Raw genomic sequence first — 23,632 nt, 5'->3', positions numbered from 1 at the left:
TTTACTTTTAGTTCTTACCTAAAGAAACATCTGTTCTTCTATTTTTTGCTCTTCCTTTTTTAGTATTATTACTTGCAATAGGCTCAGAATCTCCTTTCGATATTGCTTTAATTCGATTATCTAAAATTCCACTTTTTACAAAAAAATCCTTTAAATAATTTGCTCTTTGTTGTCCCAAATATAAATTTGTTTTTGTAGTTCCAGTATTGTCTGTATGTCCAGTTATTGTACAAATTGATTTTTCCACCTTATCAAGATAGGTCGAAATATTAACAATTTTTCTTCGCTGATCTGATTCTAGCTTTAATTGAGCTTTTCCAGACTCAAAGTTTAAAACTAATGGATTTGATTCTATGTCTTTGATAATACTAGCCAACAATTGAGTATAATCTTTTGACTTTCCTACATTCAACTTCAAAGGCTTTTTAATATTATTATTCTCATCAATTTCTGAGTTATCTCTTAATTCTCCTTTTACATCAATTAGCTTAGTAGGAATACCTTTTTCTGAGACATAATTCTTAAAAGATATTGCTCTTGCCAAACCTATATTTGGAAAAACTGAACTATTTGTTTCATCACTCGTATAAAACGATGTAATTGATAATGATTTTTCTTTTTCTGAAATCAAAAAATCCTTCAACTTATCAATTTTTTCATCTAACTCAACTGAAACTGGAGCATCAAATTTAATACTAGATTTTTTAAATTTTACACCTTTATCTAATGGAATTGATATATTTCCATCAGAATCTAGAATTCCAAAACTAATAATAGGTTTTGATTCAACTTCTTTCGGTTTCTCTTTTTTTACTTCCTCAACGATCTGGTCGTTACAACACAGTAACCAACCAAAATATGCGCCAAAAACTATGACTAATAAAATTACAACAAGGTAAAATGTTCTTTTCATTTTTCAGGAGAATTAAAATTAAATATATTTCATCTATTGGAAACAAATGTAAAAAAAAGTCACATCATTTCGATGCGACTTTAGATATAACTTATTATAAATCTGTATTATAAGTCAAATTTTATTCCTTGAGCCAAAGGTAAATCTGTAGTATAATTAATTGTATTAGTTTGGCGACGCATATAAACTTTCCAAGCATCTGATCCAGACTCTCGACCTCCTCCAGTTTCTTTCTCTCCACCAAAAGCACCTCCAATTTCTGCTCCTGAGGTACCTATATTAACATTTGCTATTCCACAATCTGAACCAGCATGCGATAAAAAACGCTCTGCCTCACGTAAATTATTTGTCATAATAGCAGACGATAGTCCTTGAGCCACTCCATTTTGGATTTTTATCGCATTTTCTACCCCTCCAGTGTATTTAATTAGATATAAAACAGGTGCGAATGTTTCATGTTGTACAATCTCGAAATCATTTGATGCCTCAGCAATTGCGGGCTTCACATAACATCCACTTTCATATCCTTCACCATTAAGAACTCCTCCATCTACAACTATTTTTCCTCCTTCGGCAACTACGTTATTCAAAGCTGTTTTATACATTTCGACGGCTTGTTTATCAATTAGGGGCCCAACATGATTATTCTCATCTAATGGATTTCCTATCTTTAATTGTTCATATGCATCAACTACAGCAGTTTTCACTTGATCGTAAATAGATTCATGGATTATTAAACGTCTCGTTGAAGTACAACGTTGCCCAGCGGTCCCAACAGCTCCAAAAACAGCCCCAATAACCGTCATTTTTATATCTGCGTCTGGTGTTACAATAATTGCATTGTTTCCACCTAATTCTAATAAAGACTTTCCTAAACGACCTGCAACTTCTTTTGCTACAATTTTACCCATACGTGTTGACCCTGTTGCAGAAACTAATGGAACTCTTGTATCCTTTGAAAGAAATTCTCCTACGCGATAGTCACCATTTACTAAACAAGAAATACCTTCTGGTAATCCGTTCTCTTTTAACACTTCTGCTATTATATTTTGGCAAGCTACTCCACATAAAGGTGTCTTCTCAGATGGTTTCCAAACACAAACGTCACCACAAATCCATGCTAAAGCTGTGTTCCATGACCAAACTGCTACAGGAAAGTTAAATGCAGAAATTATTCCAACTACCCCTAAAGGATGGTATTGTTCATACATTCTATGACCAGGGCGCTCAGAATGCATAGTTAATCCATGCAGTTGACGTGATAAACCTACTGCAAAATCACAGATATCAATCATTTCTTGAACTTCACCTAATCCTTCCTGATAAGATTTTCCCATTTCATAAGAAACAAGTTTTCCTAAAGCTTCTTTTTTCTCTCTTAGCTTCTCTCCAAATTGCCGAACAATTTCACCACGTTGAGGAGCTGGCATTATTTTAAACGTACCAAATGCTTCTACTGCTACTTCCATCACTTTTTCATAATCCTCTTTAGTTGAAGTTTTAACTTTTCCAATTAATTTTCCATCTACAGGTGAGTATGATTCTATTATTTCTCCATTAGAGAAATTTACAGAACCTGTTGAAGTCCCTTCATTTATTTCTTTTAAGCCTAATTCTTTAATGGCTTGATCAATACCAAAATCAGTCATTTGTTTTAAAGTTTTATTATAAAGTGTTCTTATATTGAAACAAAACTACAAATAAATTAATTATATAATAATTAAACAATTAAAAGAATTTTGTTGATTTTTACAACATTTTGTATTTATAACAAAACCACGTGTAATAAAAATTACACGTGGTTTTGTTATAAATATATACCTAAAGTAGTATTATTTTACTCAAAAAAAATACTATTTATTTAACAATTAATTTTTTTGACAAATCATTGACATAGAAGATATATGCTCCCTTATTTAAATAAGGAACATCAACTTTTATATATCTACTAGTGTTAGGTGATTTTTTAGCACTAAACAAAATATTTCCTGACGTATCGGTCATTCTAATTTCTACGTTTGAATTGATTCTTTTGTTCAATTCAATAGTTATTTCACCTCCCTCAAAAGGGTTTGGAAATAATGTATACTTAATTTTTGCTATACTTGAATTAGAACAAAGGCCTAAATTCGTCCAATATCCATAGGCAGGAGACCACCAAGCTTTAATTTGTGCTTCCCAAATATTTCCATTAAAAAATACCTTAGCTCCTTTTTCATATGTTTTATTGTTTTGGTAAGCAGGTATATTTGCACAATCACCATCTCCATTATTTTTTGTTGTAAAATTCACTTCGGTTGAATAAGGTGATGCTTGCCCATTAGTGCAAGTATATTGAATTCTAGCATTATATTTTGAATTCTCTACCAAATTTGTAAAAGAATAACTTGTACCTGATACATTTAAAGAAATATAAGATGAAGAAGACGATTTTTTATACTCAAGTTTATATGTATTCACTCCAGGAATAGCTGACCAAGTTACTTTAGCTCCTTTTTTTACAATATCCGAAACAACTACGTTTTGAACAGGATTACAGTCTTGATTTCCTTTGGTCAACGTAGTAAAAGTAATCAATATTGAGTAAGGAGAATCCTTAAGTCTTTTAATTAATGAAGCAGAACAAGAACCTAAATCAGTCCATAGATATGAGTATACATTACCTACTGGAGGAATATTATAAATTCCATTAGAATTACATTTATACTTTCTGCCTTGGTAAGTAATCTTGTCGCCTAAATTATATATTTTTGGATAGTTTTGATATGCATTCAAGCCACTGCACCCCGTATTACTACCTCCATCACTAGAATTACAAGTATACTTTATTCTTACATTATATGTTGTTCCTGGCTTTAAATTATTTAATATTTTACTGTTGGTATTTGTATTAACCGCGTAATATGAACTACTAGAAGCTTCCTTATACTCCGCAACATAAGAAGTAATACCTGTTTTTGAGCTCCAAGAAATTAACGCTGATGTTTGCATGATTTCTGATGCTTTTACTCCTGTTACTGCATTACACTTTGGCGGCTCTGAATCATTTTTCGTACGGAAATTAATGATAGTTGAATATGGAGCTAATTGTCCATTACAAGTATATGTAGCTCTTACCTGATAAGATGTATTGGCTGATAAACCAGATAAATTATAAGATGATCCATTTACAGAAATATTACTATATGCTGTTGAAGATGCTTTTTTATACTCTAATCGATAGCTAGTTACTCCTGATTTTGCGGTCCAATTAATTTGAGCACTTGACTTTGTTATATTACCAGCTTTTAAATCTTTAACAGCAGCACAATTAGTAGTACTACAACCTGAACCTGAGTATTTAGCACCAATACCTACAGCATACATAGCATCAGTGGTAGCAACTAATTCGCACGAATTTGCTCCGTATAAATCTGAAGCTGCACTAATCACAGCGTTTCTTGCCGAAGAATAATTGGAACTAGAAGTTAAGTAACGTGTAAGAGCTCGGTATGCTACCTGGACTGCTTTTTTTATTCCGATACCTTTTACATTGTATGAACTTCCTTTATCATTTGTTCCTTGTTTTCCCTGAGATAATATGTAAAACCAATGGTTTAATACACCACTATTGGTATGTACTCCTCCATAATCAGCTGATCCAGAATACCAATTAGTCCCTAGATAAGTATCTGGTTGTCTATGTCTTTTGGGGTTAGATAATGATCTTTGGAATGAAATATTTTCACCCATTGTCCAAGTATTATTATCTAATCTGTTAAGTATATAATATTCTGCATAACAACCAAAAATATCACTAAATCCCTCATTCATTGCTCCTGATTCATTTCTGTAAACTAGTCCAGCCGACGTCTGAGTTACTCCGTGAGCAATTTCATGACTAACTACATCAAGAGGTGTGAATGGAGTTCCTTGTGACGCATTACCAAAATAAGTCCATGAACCTACCCAAAAAGCATTGTTAGTTAATTCTCTATCTGATGCATTTACAAATATATTTATTTTTCCTCCTGAACCATTATATCCATTTCTTCCAAACTCATCCTTAAACATATCCCACGTTCTCTCAGCACCCCAATAAGCAGCCATATAATAAGCTTCATTACCAGATTTTCCAAAACCATCCGAGGAACTACTCGAAATTATAGTCCCCCCCCTTGGAGGAGAATTGGTACGCCCAATAGTTCTTCCATTCAAATTTGTTATAGAAATATTTCTTTTTCCTGTTTGGGAAGCCAAGTACCTTCCTGATGATCCTGAAACATCAATGCTTTTTGTTCCATAATACCCAGTTTTTGTAGTCCCACCTGCAAAGGCTTTTACTTTTTGACCTCCTTCTTCATAATGATTGTGGTGCTTACAAGAACTTGATTTTTCACTATCAAAAGCAGAATGCATTAAGGCTTCTGCAAAAACAGTATTTCCTGAACGAAAATCAATGTATACTTTCTTTCTATCGAAAGGCTTTTTTGAATAAATATCAAATTTATAAGCTAGCTTTAAATTTGATATGTCCAACTCGTTATTCTTACAGATATAAACTTTTGTTTCTTTTTTCTTAAAAGTCGACTTGATTTCTACCTCTTCAGAAAGAAAAGCATCTCCTCCCATAAAATTCTTTGCTTTTTGAAGTGCTTCTTTAGGTGATATTCCAGAACTTTCAGAGATTCTATTTTTATTAACTAGAGCAACCTTAAACACTTCTCCGTTAGCAGAATGAATAAATCCATTCTTTGAATGGATAATATAAAACGCATTTTCGACTGGATAGCCATTTAAATACTGCTGAACTTTCAGATGATTAATCCCTAAATCATCGGTCTCTGTATTAACTTCAACAAATTGATAGGCTCTATCTATCTTTAAAATGTTATATAAGAGTTTTTCATAGTTCTCCTTACTTATTTTGTTTTCTTGATTAATTTTGAGAAATCGTGGAGCCAATCCTTTTTCTCCTTTTTGAAGAACGCTTACACCTTTTTGAGCAAATGTAAGTCCGATTGTCATTAGTGAAAATATAATGACAAAAGCGTAATTTAGTTTTCTTTTCATTATTAAAAAGTTTTTAATTAGACAGCTAATAAACACAAAATCAATATTTTTAAAAAGAAAACTATGTTTACAATCATGTTTTGAGACAGCTCAAAAAAAAGTAGACAAACTATAATTTATTGGTTCCTTTTTTCATTAATGAAGTCAAGAGGGGAAACGCCTACGATTTTTTTAAAATTTTTGTAGAACGATGCTCTGGAGTTATATCCCACTTCATTTGCTAATGCTTCGATACTATATTTTAAATAATCTTTTTTTAGAATTAATTTTTTAAATTCTTCTATTCGATATTCATGTACATAAGCATTAAAGTTTTTTTTCTTTATTTCATTAATCGCTTTTGATATTAACCTCATAGGTATTTCCGTTTCCTGAGAAATCAATTTCAAATTTAAATTGGGATTTAGATATAATTTCTTTTCTACCATTATCTTTTCTATCTTATCAAAAATCGTACTGAGATCATAACCACTAAAAATCAATTTATTAGAATCTATCACATTATCTATATTAATTTGGAGTAGACTTGAGATAGCCACATAGTATAAAGAAAAAAGATAAAATCCTTCGTAAAATAGAAGGTAACTTTCATTTTCTAAAAAAATAAACTTCCCTAAAAATCCCATTAGGTTAAACATTAAACACATAACACAAAAAACTGTTAGCCAATGTAGTGTTTTGTATGTTTTGTTTTTAAAATAGGATTTTATTCTTCTCTGATGTTTAAAATTAATTTCAATTATTCTAAAACAAAAGAAAATAATATAAGCAGACGAGCTCAACATATATACATCCATAAAACCTATGGTAAATAAATATTTAAGTAAACCGTAATCAAACCATAGATAGACATATAGAAAGCTAAATAAAAAAAATTCTACAATTGCGAAAATGTAATACCGCCGTTTATTTTTAATGGTAAATCCAGCTGTTTCTGAAGCATAAAAAAATAAAAATACTATTGTCAGAAAATTAAAGCTCAACGGTAAGAAAAGAAGATGCCCGCTCTTATATATCTTTAAAAGAATTATTTTTACAACCTCTAAAAAAAGTGTCAGAAAAAAATATCCTAAATATTGATTAACATGTATTTTTTTTGAGCGATATAAAAAGCAAATAAAAGTAATTAACAGAGTCTGTACACCTGTTAAAAAGTAGTAAGTATTTAGCATGGCTTTATTTGAGTTTTAACTTGTTTTTAACATTTTATAAATTAAAACAACTATTTATATCAAACAAATAAAAAACTTAATTATTATTTAACATATCCAAAAAATTATTCTCATTGACTTTATAAACCAATAAGTATACTTGTTAAAAAAATTATAAACTTAGAGATATTAAGGGTAAAATTCATTTAATATTAAAAACACAGGCTAAAACCTAGTCAACATAAATAATCAAGAATTCGTAGAGCAAATTGATGTATTCGTATTTTTGAATCGTCACCGTTTCTAGGTGTTTTCAACATACTACTTTTTCGATTTTTTATTTGGTAAATTACTATTTAGCTTAAGTAAAACACTGTTCAACCTAAATATTTGTCAATATAGCGAATACCAAGATTAAAGATTTAAAATTAAATTTATATTTGAGGTAATTATTCCCCAAATAATTAATTTTTCCCAAATAATTAAACATCTTAATTGTCTAAATTCAATAGAACAATGAAGATGTTTTTTTATTCCTCTAATTTCATTGAAAGTTCAAACCAACGTTCCTCTTTCTCTTCGATTACTTCAATTATTTCTTGAAGTTCAAGAGACTTATCAGTGATTTCTTCAGGTAATATATCTCCATTTGCGAACAAAGCTTCAATAGTCTTTCGTTTTTTCTGCAACTTTTCAATATCCTTTTCTAAAGCTCCATATTCTCTTTTTTCATTATAACTAAGTTTTCCTTTAGTACTTTTTTTATCTGATGTTTCAACTGTAGCTTTATCTATTTTACTTAAAGGTGGTTGCGAATTTTCGTATACTCTGAAATCTGAATAATTCCCTGGAAAATTTTCAATAATTCCATCTCCTCTAAACACGAATAAAGAGTCCACAATCTTGTCCATAAAATAACGATCATGTGATACGACCATCAAGTTACCCGGATAATCCAACAAAAACGATTCCAATACGTTTAACGTTACAACATCCAAATCATTTGTAGGCTCGTCAAGAATTAAAAAATTTGGATTTTGAATCAATACTGCACATAAATAAAGTCTTTTCTGTTCACCGCCTGATAATTTTTCTACAAAATCATACTGTTTTTTTCTATCAAATAGAAACCGCTCAAGAAGTTGCCCTGCTGAAATTTTACGTCCTTTTGTTAATGGAATATATTCTCCGAACTCTTTTATTATATCAATTACTTTTTGTCCTTTCTTAACTTCTATTCCTTTTTGAGTGTAATAACCAAACTTTACTGTTTCTCCTTTAACTACTTTACCACCATCAACTTTTTCTCTTTGAGTTATTATATTTAAAAAAGATGATTTTCCCGTTCCGTTTTTTCCAATAACTCCAATACGTTCACCTTTTTTAAATACATAATCAAAACCATTTAAAATTAATTTTTCTCCAAAAGTCTTTTTTAAATTATGGAGTTCTACTATTTTACTACCAAGGCGTTCCATATTTATCTCTAATTGAACTTCATGATCTTGTCTTCGTTGATGGGCTTTTTCTTTGATTTTAAAGAAATCGTCTGTTCTTGATTTAGATTTTGTTGTTCTTGCTTTTGGTTGGCGACGCATCCAGTCTAACTCTTTTTTAAATAAACTTTTAGCCTTGCTTAAGTTTGTTGCCTCTAAGGCTAATCTTTCCTCTTTATTTTGAAGATAGTAAGAATAATTTCCCTTGTATTTATGTAATTTGCCGTTATCCAATTCCAATATTTCATTACAAACACGTTCTAAAAAATATCGGTCATGAGTCACCATAAAAAGTGTTATTTTCTCTTTAGCAAAAAACATCTCTAGCCATTCTATCATCTCTAAATCTAGATGGTTTGTTGGTTCATCAAGAATTAAAAGATCTGGCTTATTAATAAGAATAATAGCCAGTCCAAGACGTTTTTTTTGTCCTCCAGAAAGGCTATTAACTTTCTGCTTTAAATTATCAAGTTTAAGCTTAGATAAAATTTGCTTATATTTTGTTTCAAAATCCCATGCATTATGTTGCTCCATAAGTTCAAAAGCTTCTTGGTATGCTTCTTGATCATCTGGGTTTTCTAGTGCTTTTTCATAATTATGAATTATTGGTAGTATTTTATTTTCTGTCGAAAATATGGTTTCTTCTACCGTTAATTCAGGGTTAAATTTTGAATCTTGTGCTAAATAAGCTATGTGTATTCCCTTTCTATTAATTACTTGTCCGGTGTCAGAAGTATCTTTTCCTGCAATTATATTTAAAATTGAAGTCTTACCACTTCCATTTTTAGCTACAAACGCAATTTTCTGATCTTTATTTATTCCAAAAGAAATATCTTGAAATAATACTTTGTCTCCATAAGATTTGGAAATATTTTCTACCGTTAAATAATTCATTTGACAAAAATAAGTAATTTTATTATAGGCCAACCATAAGAAAATTTCAAAAGGAATTTCAGTTTCTATAATACTTAAATAGGTTAATATAGGTGAAAAAAATACCCTGAACCTTTTAGTTCAGGGTATATTTCCATTAAAAAATAGAAGGGTTATAAGATAATCTTTCAATGAATTTTAATATAATGCAATTTTAGAAATAAAAAGCAAATAACATCAGTAATTAACTAAATTATCTAAGATTAGCATTACATTTTTCATTTTGAGAACCATTAAAAAACCGATACTTCTCACTTTTTTAAAATTACTTCTTTATTAATTTAGTTGATTTTGATTTCTGACCATCATTTACTTTCAAAATATAACGAACATTTGGGTTTAAGTATGATACGTCTACTTTTGAATTGTTAGGAATATTTCCTTCACTAAATACAGCTCCTTTTTCATCTGTAATTAAGAAATTTATACTCTTACTATTTCCAAACCTAATCGTAATAGTATCATCTGTAACTGGATTTGGGTAGAAAATTGATTTTTCTATAGAAAGTTTTTCCTCCGTTAAATTATCATCTATCTTGGCAAAAGAGATACTTTTCTCTTCAGATTTTATATTTACCGTATAATCTTCAACTTCACCATATTCAAGTGTTTTACATGGGCTTAAAGTTCCTCTATCTGTCATAGAAACTCGCATTCTTGTTTTACCTAAAAGGGCCGTAGAAGGAATCTTTATATTTGTATAAAGGTTTCTAGACGTTCTTGAGGATGTCGAAACAACTTTTTCGTCATCAGAAAAAACACCATCTTGATTATAGTCTATCCAAATTGCCCAATCTTCTTTGTAAATAGTTCTGTAAAAACCAGCACTAAAGTATAATCTATTCGTACTGTTTCTTGAAACTGTAGCAACTTTATCGGTATAATCTCCATAACCACCGGTACCTCTAGAGGTGTTTGTCATCCCTCCAAAAGAAACATAATCAATCCATTCAAAAGTTGAACTATTTCCTTTTGAAGTACAATAATTAACCGAAGCAGTATCTGTTAAAACGGTAATTGAATTACTTGAAGCAGATTCATTACCTACTTTATCTATAGCTTTTACAAAAAACGTATAACGACTATTTGCTTTTAAACCTGTTACCTTATGAGTAGTGCCTGTAACTGTAACTATTTTTGTTGAACCCTGATAAATATTATATCCCGTAACGCCTATATTATCCGAAGAGGCTGTCCAACTCAATGTAGTTTCAGTTTGAGTAATGTTTGATACACTTAGGTTTGATGGAGCTGTTGGAGCCTGTCCGTCTGAAGATGCTCCTGAAGTTGTCAATGATAAATCATCAATGGCAATATCACTTCTAAAATTACGACCTGTTTTTCCCACAAATCGGAGTTTTAATTTATTCCCCAAATAAGAAGAAAGGTCTAAGGAAACAGCGTTCCATTGGTTTCCTTTATCTCCCGAGGCTGTCCAAATATCTTTCCATGATGAACCACCATCTGTAGATGCTTGTACTCTTAATGTTCCCATATGGGATCCATACATATGGTTTTTAAAAGCAAATGAAGCCAAAGTAACTGACGACAAATCAAAACAAGGACTTTCTAAAATGGCTGTAGCATTACTTCCAATACTTCCAAAACCGCTTGTAGAAGCCTCTAAATACATATAATATCTCTTTTCAATTGCAGAACTTGGACCAGTACTACCTGAAGTAGTACTACCACTTTTTCTGGTCCAATTACCATTATCTCCTAACAATTGCGTCCATCCAAAACCTGACTCAAACCCTTGGTTATATGGAAAATCGCGAACTGTTTCTGAACAACTAGATACAGTTCCTTTGTTAGTTGTAAAGTTCACCATTCTTGAATAAGAAGAAATTAAACCATTAGTACACTTGCTTCGTATTTGAACCTCATATTTAGTTTCGTTTTTCAACTCTTTTAACTTGATAGATGCATCAGAAACAGAACGTACTATCCAAGAACTTGTCCCTGACTGACGATACCTAACATCATATGTCACTTCAGAAATTGATGACCATGAAACAATTGCTCCAGTAGAAGAAATAGACGATATATTTACTGAAACGGGTACACTAGCTGAACAGTTAGTATTACCTCCTGTTTTATCAGACAAAGCCAAACTTCTTCTTGCTCCTCCCGGTTCAAATAAAACACGCATTCTATTTTTCTGTCCTAAAGTAAAGAGATTCATACAACTATCGTCTGAATAGTCCATATAGTTTTCAACCATATCAAGAGAACCACAAGAATAGTGGTTTGATGAACAACCAGAATTTGCTCGATCAGAACTTGGAGTATCAGATACTTTATCATCTGAACCACATCCATTTCCCCATATATGCATTAAATTTAGATAATGACCTACCTCATGCGTAGTCGTTCTTCCTTTATCAAATCTAGCTGCCAAGTAAAATCCAGAGCCTTTGTCAGAGCTACCAAAATATTGAGGAGACATAACAACACCATCATAAGTAACAGTTGCTCCTGGATAATATGCAAACCCAAGAGTACCTCCTCCAATATTACAAACCCACATATTTAAATATTCAGATGTATTCCATGCATCTACACCTCCTTTAGAGGACCTTTTCATATCGTTTCCAGTTCCCCATGATTTTTTTGTTGTATATTTTCTTGTAATACCGCTTGTCGGATTACCATTAGGATCTACTTTAGCCAAATAAAATTCAATCCCAACATCAGCTGCCTGAGACCATTTATTTGTTTTATCCGAATTAGTTCTTCGAAAATCTTCATTTAGCACATCTATTTGAGATTTAATCTGGGCTTCACTAATATTTTCTTTAGAGCTATTATAAATAATATGAACAACTACTGGCAGTTTAATAATGTTATTATTAGTTGCTCTATTCATTCTTTTACTTACTCTTTTTGTAAAACTTTCAATAGCCTCCATCTTTTGTTTTAGATGGGGATTTTTTGCTAGTTCTTGTTGCATCTTTTCATCTGTGTAACAATTTCTCTTTGTCTGAGCTAACAGGGTATTAGCAAAAAAAAGATACACAAGTATTAAAATAGGGTTTAACTTCATTTTAATGAGGGTTTTTAGTTATAAAAGCAGTAAGAAAAACTATTTTTTCCCACTGCCTTATTTTAATTTAATATTTATTATTACTTACTTTTTTATTAGTTTCATTGATTCTGATTTCTGACCATCATTTACTTCCAAAATATAAAGAACACTTGGCTTTAAGTATGATACGTCTACTTTTGAATTGTTAGGAATATTTCCTTCACCAAATACAGATCCTTTTTCATCTGTAATTAAGAAATTTATATTCTTACTGCTTCCAAACCTGATCGTAACTGTATTATCTGTAACTGGATTTGGATAACAAATTGGTTCCTCAACAAATAACTCTTCCTCTAACAGCTCTGAATTTACTTGAGAGAATAATACTGAATCACCTGAAGATGTTATGTTAACACTGTAGTCTTCAACCTCGCCATATCTATATGAATTACAAGGTTTTAAAACTCCTCTATCTGTCATAGAAACACGCATTCTTGTTGAACCCAAAAGAGCAGTAGAAGGAATCTTTATATTTGTATAAAGATTTCTAGAGGATCTTGATGATGTTGAAACAACTTTTTCGTCATCAGAAAAAATACCATCTTGATTATAGTCTATCCAAACCGCCCAATACTCTTTATAAATGGTTCTACTAAAGCCAGCACTAAAGTACAGTCTACTCGAACTGTTTCTTGAAACTGTAGCAACTTTATCAGTATAATCTCCGTAACCACTATCACTTATAGATGAATTAGTCATTCCCCCAAAAGAAACATAATCAATCCATTCAAACGTTGAACTATTTCCTTTTGAAGTACAATAATTAATCGAAATAGCATCCGTTAAAACAGTTAATAAATTACTTGAAGCAGATTCATTACCTGCTTTGTCTATAGCTTTTACAGAAAACTTATAACGACTATTTGCTTTTAAACCTGTTACTTTATAGCTAGTTTCTGTAACTGTAGCTATTTTTGTTGACCCTTGGTAAATATTGTATCCTATTACTCCTGTATTATCTGAAGAAGCTGTCCAACTCAATGTAGCCTCTGTTTGAGTAATGTTTGATGCACTTAGGTTTGATGGGGTTGTTGGAGCCTGTCCGTCTGAAGCTGCCCCTGAGGTTGTTAATGATAAATCATCAATAGCAATATCACTTTTATAATCACGACCTGTTTTTCCTACAAATCGGAGTTTTAATTTATTCCCCAAATAAGAAGAAAGGTCTAATGAAGTGGTGTTCCATTGATTTCCTTTATCACCCGAGGCTGTCCAAATATCTTTCCATGATGAACCATCTGTAGATGCTTGTACTCTTAATGTTCCCATATGTACTCCATACATATGATTTTTAAAACCAAATGAAGCCGAAGTAACTAACGATAAATCAAAACAGGGGCTTTCTAAAATAGCTGTAGCATTGCTACCAAGACCATCTCTAGAAGCCTCTAAGTACATATAGTATCTCTTTTCAACCGCAGAACTTGGACCTGTATTTCTTGAACCTGTACGACCACTACGTCTCGTCCAATCTCCACTGTCTCCTGATAACTGAGACCATCCATTACCTGACTCAAATCCTTGGTTATACGGAAACTTATTTACCGTTTCTGAACAAGTAATTGTTGGAGTTCCTCCACCACCTGTTGATCCAGAAGCAGTAAATTTACCAGTAAAAACACCCCTTCCATAAGTTGATGCAATAACCTTATTATTCTTATGATCACCACTTACATTCCAATAGTCAAAAGATGTTACACTTACATCGCTCATTCCATTATACGCTTGCGACCATGTCGGATTTGTATCGTTAAAATTTCTAGTAGACCAAACACCTAATTGTGTTGCAAGAATTGCCTCATTTCTAGCCAATGGATTTTGCAAAATATCTCTTACAGGTATATTCGGTAAATTTCCCTCTTTACTAACCCAACTTGTGCCTCCATCAGCAGTTGCCCAAACACTCTTAACTCCATAATTATGAATAGTTACGAAAATATCATTTTTAGTCTCGCCGAATCTTACAGAAGAAACTGAACCTACGAAAGGAGTGTTAATGCGTTTCCAAGAAGCATTAGTATTGGTTACGTTAGATAATTTTAACAACTTTCCATTTGCCAAACCAACATACCATGTATTGTTATCGAAAGGGGAAGCTCTAAAAGCTGTACCCTTAGAGTCCATTATGTTGTTTCGTAAAGTTCCATTAGTATTTGTAGCAACGTTAATACTTTTTATAGCCCCTCTTCCTCTACTAGCTAATAAACGATTAGCAGAGTCATCATAATCCATTGGATTAACAAAATCACCTGAATCTTCACTTAGTAAGGTTACTTCTCTCTGTCTACCATTCCATGGTAATTTAAAACGATAAATATTATTGTAAACGTAGGTAGAAATCATATACTCTCCGTCTTTATCAATAAATGTGTAAAACCCATCTCCTCCAGTTAACTCTTGAGAACTATTCACTCCAGCACTTGCATTTCTAAATATTTGAGTTCCATTATCTTGAGCTCCTGCAGTAAAAATACCTCTCGTGTCTCCTCTTCCATTAGGACCTATTGCTGCTTTAACAAATTGTGTTACGTTATAGCCTTTGTTCCTCTCACTTATTGTTCTACCTGAATTAGCCGAATAATAGATGCCTCCATCATTTCCAAACAACATTTTTGATGGATTGTTATTTGCGAACGTAATAAAGTGTTGATCAGCATGCACATTCTGATATCCATATCCTCCATACCAATGTGAAAGCTGAGACCATGAAGAACCGCCATTGGTACTTTTAAATAAGTCAATTCCACCAACAAAAACAGTTTCATCATTTCTTGGATCAGCTTCTATAACCAAATCATAAAAAGATTGTCCTCTTGTAAAATCATTCGATGAAATTCCTCTATCAGCATCATTCGGTAAACTTGTTCTTGTTACGGAAGCAAAACCATTAGTAGTTTTATAAATATATACTGGAGATCTTGTTCCTTGTGTTAAAGCATACATCTTATTTGGATTTGTTTTTGATGGCTCTAGCTCAACTCTGTTAGAATATGGAAGTGGCGAGGCTCCTGCTTCTTTCCATGTTACACCGTCTAAAGAACTATAAACTCTTCCTCCTCCATTATTTGAAGTCCCTGAAGATCTAATAGTTCCCATCCATAATTTGTTATCAGCTCCTACTTCTAAATCGTTTGGAGTATAATAATAATTCTTTCCATTATATCGATATCTCATATTGGCTGACTCTATTCTCTTCCATGTAGCTCCTCCATCTGGTGAACGATAAAGACCTGCTGATTGAACACCTAAATAGTTACTTGGACCAGAAGAATCTCCATAAAAACTACCTCCTACAGCAACATATAACTCAGTTGAAGTTCCATTATCCCAAGCTAATATGTCATTCACAAAATAAACTCCTGATAAAAAAAGGCTATAAGATCCTTGACTAAAGGTACTTCCTCCTGCGGGTGGTATATTTAGAGCACTCCAAGTTCTTCCTCCATCATTCGTCATGTAAACTCCGTTTCCAACAACATCTCCCCCAGTATATTGTTCACCTGTTCCAACATACCATCTATTAGAATTCCTTGGATCAACTGTTATGGATGTTACCGATAAATTACCTGGAACATTTTGAACTCTTTGCCATTGTGAGTTAGAGCTCGTAATATTAGTGTTTTTCCATAAACCTCCACTAACTCCTCCTGCGTAAACAGTTTTATTAGATGTGTCGTTAGGATCAAATAAAATAGCTCTTGTTCTGCCTCCAATATTATTTGGTCCTCTTTCAATCCATGCATTATTTGCATCCCCGGGACTTTTTCTTTGTTTTCCTTCTTTTGAAAACCTTTGCTTTAATAAACGCTCCCTTATATTGGTAACTTCTCCATCTTCCATTTTACCTGTTGCTGGATTCATAGTTAGCAACTTCATTTGATCGAAGTACTTATTCGGAGGCAATCCCTTTAATTTTCTTTCTTTTTTTCCCCATTTTAATGTTTCATTTAATGGGCTGTTGTCCATAAAAGCTACATGCTTTCTTCGTTTTTTTTCTAATTCATTCCTAGCATTTTGTTCTTTTAGGTTCATAGAACCTACAATTGAAATCGCTGCAAGTGACAGCCCTCCAATTATTAATTTAAACTTATTATTCATTATAAGAAGGGGTTTTGAAAATAAAACAGAAGGAAGCTCCTACTTCCTGCCGTTTTAACATTAATAATAATTGTATTTTAACTTTTTGTTATATAACTATAATGTTGTCAGTTGTAATTTTTAATATTAACTTTTTTTGATAATTAAATTAATATCGTTTTGATTTACAGTGTTTTTGATCTACAGAACATAGAATCCAATAATTTAAATAACTATGAAACATAGCTTTTTTAAATATTAAGAAGAGAGTACTATACATTAAAAAGGGGTTTTAGGAAAAAAAGTCAAGAGTTTCAATTCTCCTATTACTTTAAAAATTTTTTACTTTTTATTGCTTTTAAAATTTTAACAATACGAACATAAAAGAGAGGATAATATTCAAGTCATATAAAAAATCACTTTGCTTATATTGAATTTGTTTCCTGAAAAAGGAAATATTAAAAATCAATTCAAAAAGGCTTTTTTAAATGTAAAACGGTAAGGTGATTAAAAGACCCCTTACCGTTTTATATTATTTTATTTTCTCACGATTTTTGCAGTTTTAGACTTTTGACCGTCATTTACTAATAAATTATAGGCAACACCTCGTTTTAAAAATGAAACATTTAATTTTGAATTATTGGGAATATTCCCTTCATCTAATAATCCTCCTTTAAAATCAGTAATTGAATAACTTATATGCTTACCAGTTCCAAACCTAATCGTAATTGTATCATCTGTGACTGGGTTTGGATAAAATATTGACTCATTATCAAACAACCCATTATCAAACGACTGAGCATTATCATCCGAAAATTTCACAGCGTCACTTGAAGATGTTATGTTAACACTGTAGTCTTCAACCTCACCATATTCAAGTGTTTTACATGGGCTTAAAGTTCCTCTATCTGTCATAGAAACTCGCATTCTTGTTTTACCTAAAAGGGCCGTAGAAGGAATCTTTATATTTGTATAAAGGTTTCTAGACGTTCTTGAGGATGTCGAAACAACTTTTTCGTCATCAGAAAAAACACCATCTTGATTATAGTCTATCCAAATTGCCCAATCTTCTTTGTAAATAGTTCTGTAAAAACCAGCACTAAAGTATAATCTATTCGTACTGTTTCTTGAAACTGTAGCAACTTTATCGGTATAATCTCCATAACCACCGGTACCTCTAGAGGTGTTTGTCATCCCTCCAAAAGAAACATAATCAATCCATTCAAAAGTTGAACTATTTCCTTTTGAAGTACAATAATTAACCGAAGCAGTATCTGTTAAAACGGTAATTGAATTACTTGAAGCAGATTCATTACCTACTTTATCTATAGCTTTTACAAAAAACGTATAACGACTATTTGCTTTTAAACCTGTTACCTTATGAGTAGTGCCTGTAACTGTAACTATTTTTGTTGAACCCTGATAAATATTATATCCCGTAACGCCTATATTATCCGAAGAGGCTGTCCAACTCAATGTAGTTTCAGTTTGAGTAATGTTTGATACACTTAGGTTTGATGGAGCTGTTGGAGCCTGTCCGTCTGAAGCTGCCCCTGAAGTTGTCAATGATAAATCATCAATGGCAATATCACTTTTATAACTACGACCTGTTTTTCCCACAAATCGGAGTTTTAATTTATTCCCCAAATAAGAAGAAAGGTCTAAGGAAACAGCATTCCATTGATTTCCTTTATCACCTGAGGCTGTCCAAATATCTTTCCATGATGAACCATCTGTAGATGCTTGTACTCTTAATGTTCCCATATGTACTCCATACATATGATTTTTAAAACCAAATGAAGCCGAAGTAACTGACGATAAATCAAAACAAGGACTTTCTAAAATGGCTGTAGCATTACTTCCAATACTTCCAAAACCTCTTGTAGAAGCCTCTAAATACATATAATATCTCTTTTCAATTGCAGAACTTGGACCAGTTTTATCTGAAGTTGTACTACCACTTTTTCTGGTCCAATTACCATTATCTCCTAACAATTGCGTCCATCCAAAACCTGACTCAAACCCTTGGTTATATGGAAAATCACGAACTGTTTCTGAACAAGTAATTGTTGGGGTTCCTCCACCTCCTGATGCTCCTATACCACTTACGATCAATGTAAAGTTTTGATTTCCTCCAGTTAAATTACCTTTATGAGTAACAGTAATTGTATAAGTTCCAGAAGCATTTGCTATATCAACTCTTTCATAAGGATCAACATTATTGTCTCCTTTAGTATTCGTTGTTGGACTTGTTAATTTATACGGCAAATAACTCTGTCCTGTTTTTTTAACTCTTATATCCAAATCATTAACTAAAACAGGTGTACTTGAATTAGCCACACCTCTATTAGCTGTACCAGGTCTATCTGTCCAAGAAATTGAAGCTAATAAAGGACTTTTTCCGTCAGAATTAACTGTAACTGTATATGTTTCTCCTGACTTTAAAGTAAGTTCTTCTATTTTTGATTTGCTTCCTCTTTCTGTAATCACTTGTGCTGCTTTTTTCGTATTTAAAAGCCCCCAACCAAAAACGGCATCAGGCCCTGATCTACCAGCATCATCTGCTGTATGTAAAGCTAATCCTTTAAGTGATGCTGCCCTCATAAAAGAACCATGAGTGTTTTTATAATGTTCTTGTAATAACAATAAAGACCCTGTAACATTTGGTGAGGCCATGGAAGTACCTGTTAAACTTCCATAAGATGAATCATTATTGTGAAATGTTGAATAAACGCCTGTTCCATTTCCCGCAATATCAGGTTTTATTCTGTAGTCGTCTGTTGGTCCTTCACTACTACCACTGTTAATTGACACTGAAATTAAGTTTCCAGTAGCATCAATATTAGCATCTCTTGCATTTGCTACAACTAAGTTATTCTTTGAAGTTGCTTTAGCTGACAATTTATCGAACGAAGAGTTTCCATTTAATGGAATTCCATTAGATCTATTATCATTACCGTCATTTCCTGCGGCAACAACCATCAAATACTGAGGAGCATTAAACATAATTTCATCCCAATCACGAGATTCTCTTATGTACGCTCCGAAATAATAATCAGGTATTTGACTAGCACGATAACCATAAGAATGATTAGAAATTAACATACCGTTTGAAGCAGCTCTTATTGCCTCAGATTTGTCATAATTCCAATCGTAACCGACTGCTTTTGCATGTGGAGCCATTCCTTTAGCTGAGGCAGTGACTCCTGAAGCTATAATTGTCCCCGTTACATGCGCTGCATGTGAATCTATATCATTAGTTCCATCCCCAATAGAAAATCGATTTCTTCCTCCATTACCATCATACTCTCTATGAGAGGACCTAGCAATTCCGGCATCCCAAACATGTGCAGTCAAATTTTTACCCATTAAGTTTAAACCGAGAGAACCTCCCGAATGTAAGTGATTTGTTCTTGTTGATTTTGCTGCTGCTGAGTTGTATGTTGTAAAATAAATGGGCTTACCGTCAACAATTTTTTGCAATTCAACTAAATTACCATTTTCTGTAGTAAATCGCTCTTTCCAGCCTTTTTTCTTGGCAAGTGATAAAGCTTTTTGTTTTTCATCAAAAGCTTTTTTGTGAAGGGATTGCTTAAGTCTTTCAAGCTTTTTTAAGTTGTATCCTTTTCGGATTTTTTCAACTTCACGTTTATCTTGAGCTTGCATTTGTATGTTAAGGCCTAAACCAATAAACGTACTAGCAAACACAAGACTTTTAAAGTACTTATGTATCATTTTAAGAAGGGTTTTAATTTTGTGTTTTTATTTTTTTATTGAATACTTATTTATTTAAATATAAAATTAGTTTTTATCAATTTTTTAAACAAAACACTGCCAAATATATAATTTTTTTTCTAAAAAAAATACTACCTTATTAAAGACTCTTCTTTTTTGGTTTCAAAAAAAAACCACAACCCTAGTATTTATCTAGGTTTATACGAACTTTTACTGAAAATTAAAATTTCAAAAAAAATCAAATTTTATATGTTTTTTAACTATTAATTGATCAAATGTTTAAAAAAACAGCTATTATAGTTATATATTTTAAAAACACACTTAAAATATATTTATTTCCAAAAAAAGCTCGAAATATAATCGAGCTTTTTTTGGAAATAAATATACTTTGATTCTATTATTTCTTAATTAATAATTTTGTTGTAATCAACTTTTGACCATCATTAACCTCTAACATATAAACACCTGATTCAATAAAAGATACATCAATATTTGGTTTTATTTTTCCTGAATTAACAACATTCCCAATTGCGCTTATAATTTTGTAAGTACTATGATCTGACCTAACATTGATCTTTACAAGGTCTTTAACAGGATTTGGATATATTGTTATGTCATCATGGTTTTTTTCAAACCTTAATTCTTCTGCTGCTATAAATTCATTTGTTTTAAGTAAACCTGAAGAGATATTTACAGTATAATCTTCAACTTCTCCATGAGAGAAATTTTCGCAAGCTGTTTGAGACGAACGCCATTTCATAGAAACTCGCATTCTTGTTTTACCAAGCAATGCATCTGTAGGTACCGAAATATTATAACTTAAATTGTTTGAACTTCTAGAAGACCCTGAAGCTACTTTCTCTTTACTTGAAAAATTCCCATCCTGATCATAGTCAATCCAAATCGTCCAATATTCATTATAGGACGAACCGCTAAACCCTGCACTTACCAATAACTGATTGGTAGTACCTCTTCCAATCATTGCCTCTTTATTTATATAACTTTTATAACCTCCATCATTTCCTGTGCTATTTGTCATTCCTCCAAAGGACACGTAATCAATCCATTCATAATTAGAATTATCTCCTTTTGAAAGGCAATAAGAAGCTGCATTTCCTAAAGTAGTTGCTGTAATACTGCCTGCTTCTGATTCATTACCAGCTGTGTCCAAAGCCACCACTGAGAATGTATATGAAGTATTTGCAGTTAGTCCAGTTACATCATATGAAGTTTCAGTTACTGACCCCATCTTAGTTGATCCACGATACACGTCATATCCAATTACACCAACATTATCAATTGAAGCGGTCCAATTTAAATTTAAACTTGTTTGGTTAATATTTGAAACTTTTAAATTTCCTGGTGTTGTTGGTGGTTCGTTGTCTGTTTGATTTGCCCCAATTACTACAGAATAATCTTCCGTTTCACCATAATCATAAGCTCCACAAGAGTTTGGTAATGAATTATATCTTAAAATAACACGCATTCTTGTTACTCCTTCAGAAGCATTTGCAGGAACGATAAAAGTACCGCTCACCAGACTATCTTTGGAAGCTGCTTTTGTCCATACAGTTTCTCCTGTATCTAAAAAATCACCATCTTTGTTGTAATCTATAAAAACAGCATATCCTTCATTATAAATAGTTCCTGTCCACCTTGGAGTAATCGTTATTGTATGGGAAGTAGATTTTGCTAGATTAGTTGAAATAGATGTATGGTCTGTATAACCATTTCCAGCACCAGATTCATTATCTATTGATCCTAATTTAACTCTTTGAATGTATTCATCCTGTACACTATTTCCTTTAGACTCACAGTAAGAAACAGTTGCTCCCTTCGTAGTAAAATTAATTGAATTCGAGTACGACGAATTTGACCCATCAGAACACTTGCTACGTACCTGAAATTCGTATTTAGTAAGTGCAGATAACTCAACTAATGAGGCCGATATTTTCGAAACAGTATTCGTTATCCAAGTACCTGTTCCGAATTGACGATATCTAATATCGTAAGTCGCTCCTGAAACAGAAGACCAAGAAACTGTTGATTCTGAAGAGGTAATTGATGATACAGTTACGTCTGTCGGTACTGTTGCTGTACAATTACCGCCACCGCCTGTTTTATCAGATAAAGCTAAACTTCTTCTTATTCCTCCTGACTCAAGGACTGCTCGCATTCTGTTCTTTTGTCCCAAAGTATATAAATTCATACAACTATCATCAGAATAATCCATATAATTTTCAACCATATCTTGAGAACCACAAGAAGAGTGATTAGATGAACATCCATAATTTGCTGCATCAGATTCCGGCGTATCCGAAACATAATCATCTATACCACATCCTCCATCTCCCCATATATGGCGTAAATTTAAATAATGTCCAATTTCATGAGTTGTTGTTCTTCCTTTGTCAAAGGGAGCTGATAAATAAAATTCAGATCCTTTATCTGAACTACCAAAGTACTGAGGACTCATTACAACTCCATCAGTGGCCGAAGAACCTCCTGGAAATTGAGCGTACCCTAAAATTCCTCCACCAATATTACATACCCACATATTTAAATATTCAGAAGTATTCCAAGGGTTAACACCACCTTGAGATGCTTTTTTCATTGCATCATTTGAACCCCAAGATGTTTTTGTTGATGCTTTTCTTGTGATACCACTGGTTGAATTTCCATTAGGGTCTACTTGAGCTAAATAAAACTCAATTTCTGTATCAGCTGCTTGAGACCATTTATTTGTTTTATCTGAATTTACTCTTCGAAAGTCTTCATTAATTACATCTATTTGTGATTGAATTTGAGCATCACTAATATTTTCTTGGGATTTGCTGTATATTACGTGAACCACCACAGGAATTTTAATTACATTTCCTACAAGATTTCGTGTTTTCTTATTCATAGATTTCACCCTATTTCTTGTAAATAGTTCAATTTGATTCATTCTATTTTTAAGAAGTGGATCTTTTTTTTGTCGATACTCTAGATTTTCCATTGTATGACAGTTTCTTTTGACTTGAGAGAATAGCGTACCAACAAAAATACAGCACGAGAGTGCTAAAGTAATTTTTAGTTTCATTGTTAGAAGGGTTTAATTTAATATTTTCTACTTAAATCATTAAATTAATGATGATTCAGTTATCAAATATACATTTTTTTTAAAAAAAACAAACAAAAAGCTGTT

Annotated in this window: 9 protein-coding genes; all 9 read right to left on the bottom strand. The window is 32.2% G+C overall.

Annotated elements, in window-relative coordinates; all coding sequences use genetic code 11:
• Positions 1–7: 7 nt before the first annotated feature.
• Positions 8–913, bottom strand: a complete 906-nt coding sequence (locus ACSIGE_RS09485) for an OmpA family protein (RefSeq protein ID WP_440879635.1) — start codon at positions 911–913, stop codon at positions 8–10.
• A gap of 107 nt (positions 914–1,020) precedes the next feature.
• Positions 1,021–2,562 carry an L-piperidine-6-carboxylate dehydrogenase gene (gene amaB / locus ACSIGE_RS09480; RefSeq protein WP_440879634.1) on the bottom strand — a complete coding sequence of 514 codons (1,542 nt, stop codon included), beginning with the start codon at positions 2,560–2,562 and terminating at the stop codon, positions 1,021–1,023.
• Between the two features lie 208 nt (positions 2,563–2,770).
• Positions 2,771–5,965, bottom strand: a complete 3,195-nt coding sequence (locus tag ACSIGE_RS09475; RefSeq protein ID WP_440879633.1) for a M4 family metallopeptidase — start codon at positions 5,963–5,965, stop codon at positions 2,771–2,773.
• A gap of 116 nt (positions 5,966–6,081) precedes the next feature.
• Positions 6,082–7,137, bottom strand: a complete 1,056-nt coding sequence (locus ACSIGE_RS09470; protein WP_440879632.1) for a helix-turn-helix domain-containing protein — start codon at positions 7,135–7,137, stop codon at positions 6,082–6,084.
• 509 nt (positions 7,138–7,646) lie between these two features.
• Complete coding sequence (locus ACSIGE_RS09465) at positions 7,647–9,506, bottom strand: ABC-F family ATP-binding cassette domain-containing protein (RefSeq protein WP_440879631.1); 1,860 nt, start codon at positions 9,504–9,506, stop codon at positions 7,647–7,649.
• Between the two features lie 304 nt (positions 9,507–9,810).
• Positions 9,811–12,591 carry a GEVED domain-containing protein gene (locus ACSIGE_RS09460; protein ID WP_440879630.1) on the bottom strand — a complete coding sequence of 927 codons (2,781 nt, stop codon included), beginning with the start codon at positions 12,589–12,591 and terminating at the stop codon, positions 9,811–9,813.
• Between the two features lie 84 nt (positions 12,592–12,675).
• A complete protein-coding gene (locus ACSIGE_RS09455) occupies positions 12,676–16,731 on the bottom strand; it encodes a GEVED domain-containing protein (RefSeq protein WP_440879629.1) in 4,056 nt (1,351 codons plus the stop codon).
• 516 nt (positions 16,732–17,247) lie between these two features.
• Positions 17,248–20,445 carry a S8 family serine peptidase gene (locus tag ACSIGE_RS09450; protein WP_440879628.1) on the bottom strand — a complete coding sequence of 1,066 codons (3,198 nt, stop codon included), beginning with the start codon at positions 20,443–20,445 and terminating at the stop codon, positions 17,248–17,250.
• A gap of 397 nt (positions 20,446–20,842) precedes the next feature.
• Positions 20,843–23,527 carry a GEVED domain-containing protein gene (locus tag ACSIGE_RS09445; RefSeq protein ID WP_440879627.1) on the bottom strand — a complete coding sequence of 895 codons (2,685 nt, stop codon included), beginning with the start codon at positions 23,525–23,527 and terminating at the stop codon, positions 20,843–20,845.
• Positions 23,528–23,632 lie beyond the last annotated feature (105 nt).

It is taken from the genome of Tenacibaculum profundi (assembly GCF_052050075.1).
GTDB lineage: Bacteria > Bacteroidota > Bacteroidia > Flavobacteriales > Flavobacteriaceae > Polaribacter.
The sequence above is the reverse complement of the archived record's forward strand: the minus strand, read 5'-3'. Positions and strand labels throughout refer to the sequence as shown.

Bases quoted from the DNA above. Each gene is read 5' to 3' on its own strand.
- ACSIGE_RS09465 (WP_440879631.1), bottom strand. From the start codon at position 9,506: ATGAATTATTTAACGGTAGAAAATATTTCCAAATCTTATGGAGACAAA.
- ACSIGE_RS09455 (WP_440879629.1), bottom strand. From the start codon at position 16,731: ATGAATAATAAGTTTAAATTAATAATTGGAGGGCTGTCACTTGCAGCG.
- ACSIGE_RS09485 (WP_440879635.1), bottom strand. From the start codon at position 913: ATGAAAAGAACATTTTACCTTGTTGTAATTTTATTAGTCATAGTTTTT.
- ACSIGE_RS09475 (WP_440879633.1), bottom strand. From the start codon at position 5,965: ATGAAAAGAAAACTAAATTACGCTTTTGTCATTATATTTTCACTAATG.
- ACSIGE_RS09445 (WP_440879627.1), bottom strand. From the start codon at position 23,527: ATGAAACTAAAAATTACTTTAGCACTCTCGTGCTGTATTTTTGTTGGT.
- amaB (WP_440879634.1), bottom strand. From the start codon at position 2,562: ATGACTGATTTTGGTATTGATCAAGCCATTAAAGAATTAGGCTTAAAA.
- ACSIGE_RS09450 (WP_440879628.1), bottom strand. From the start codon at position 20,445: ATGATACATAAGTACTTTAAAAGTCTTGTGTTTGCTAGTACGTTTATT.
- ACSIGE_RS09470 (WP_440879632.1), bottom strand. From the start codon at position 7,137: ATGCTAAATACTTACTACTTTTTAACAGGTGTACAGACTCTGTTAATT.
- ACSIGE_RS09460 (WP_440879630.1), bottom strand. From the start codon at position 12,591: ATGAAGTTAAACCCTATTTTAATACTTGTGTATCTTTTTTTTGCTAAT.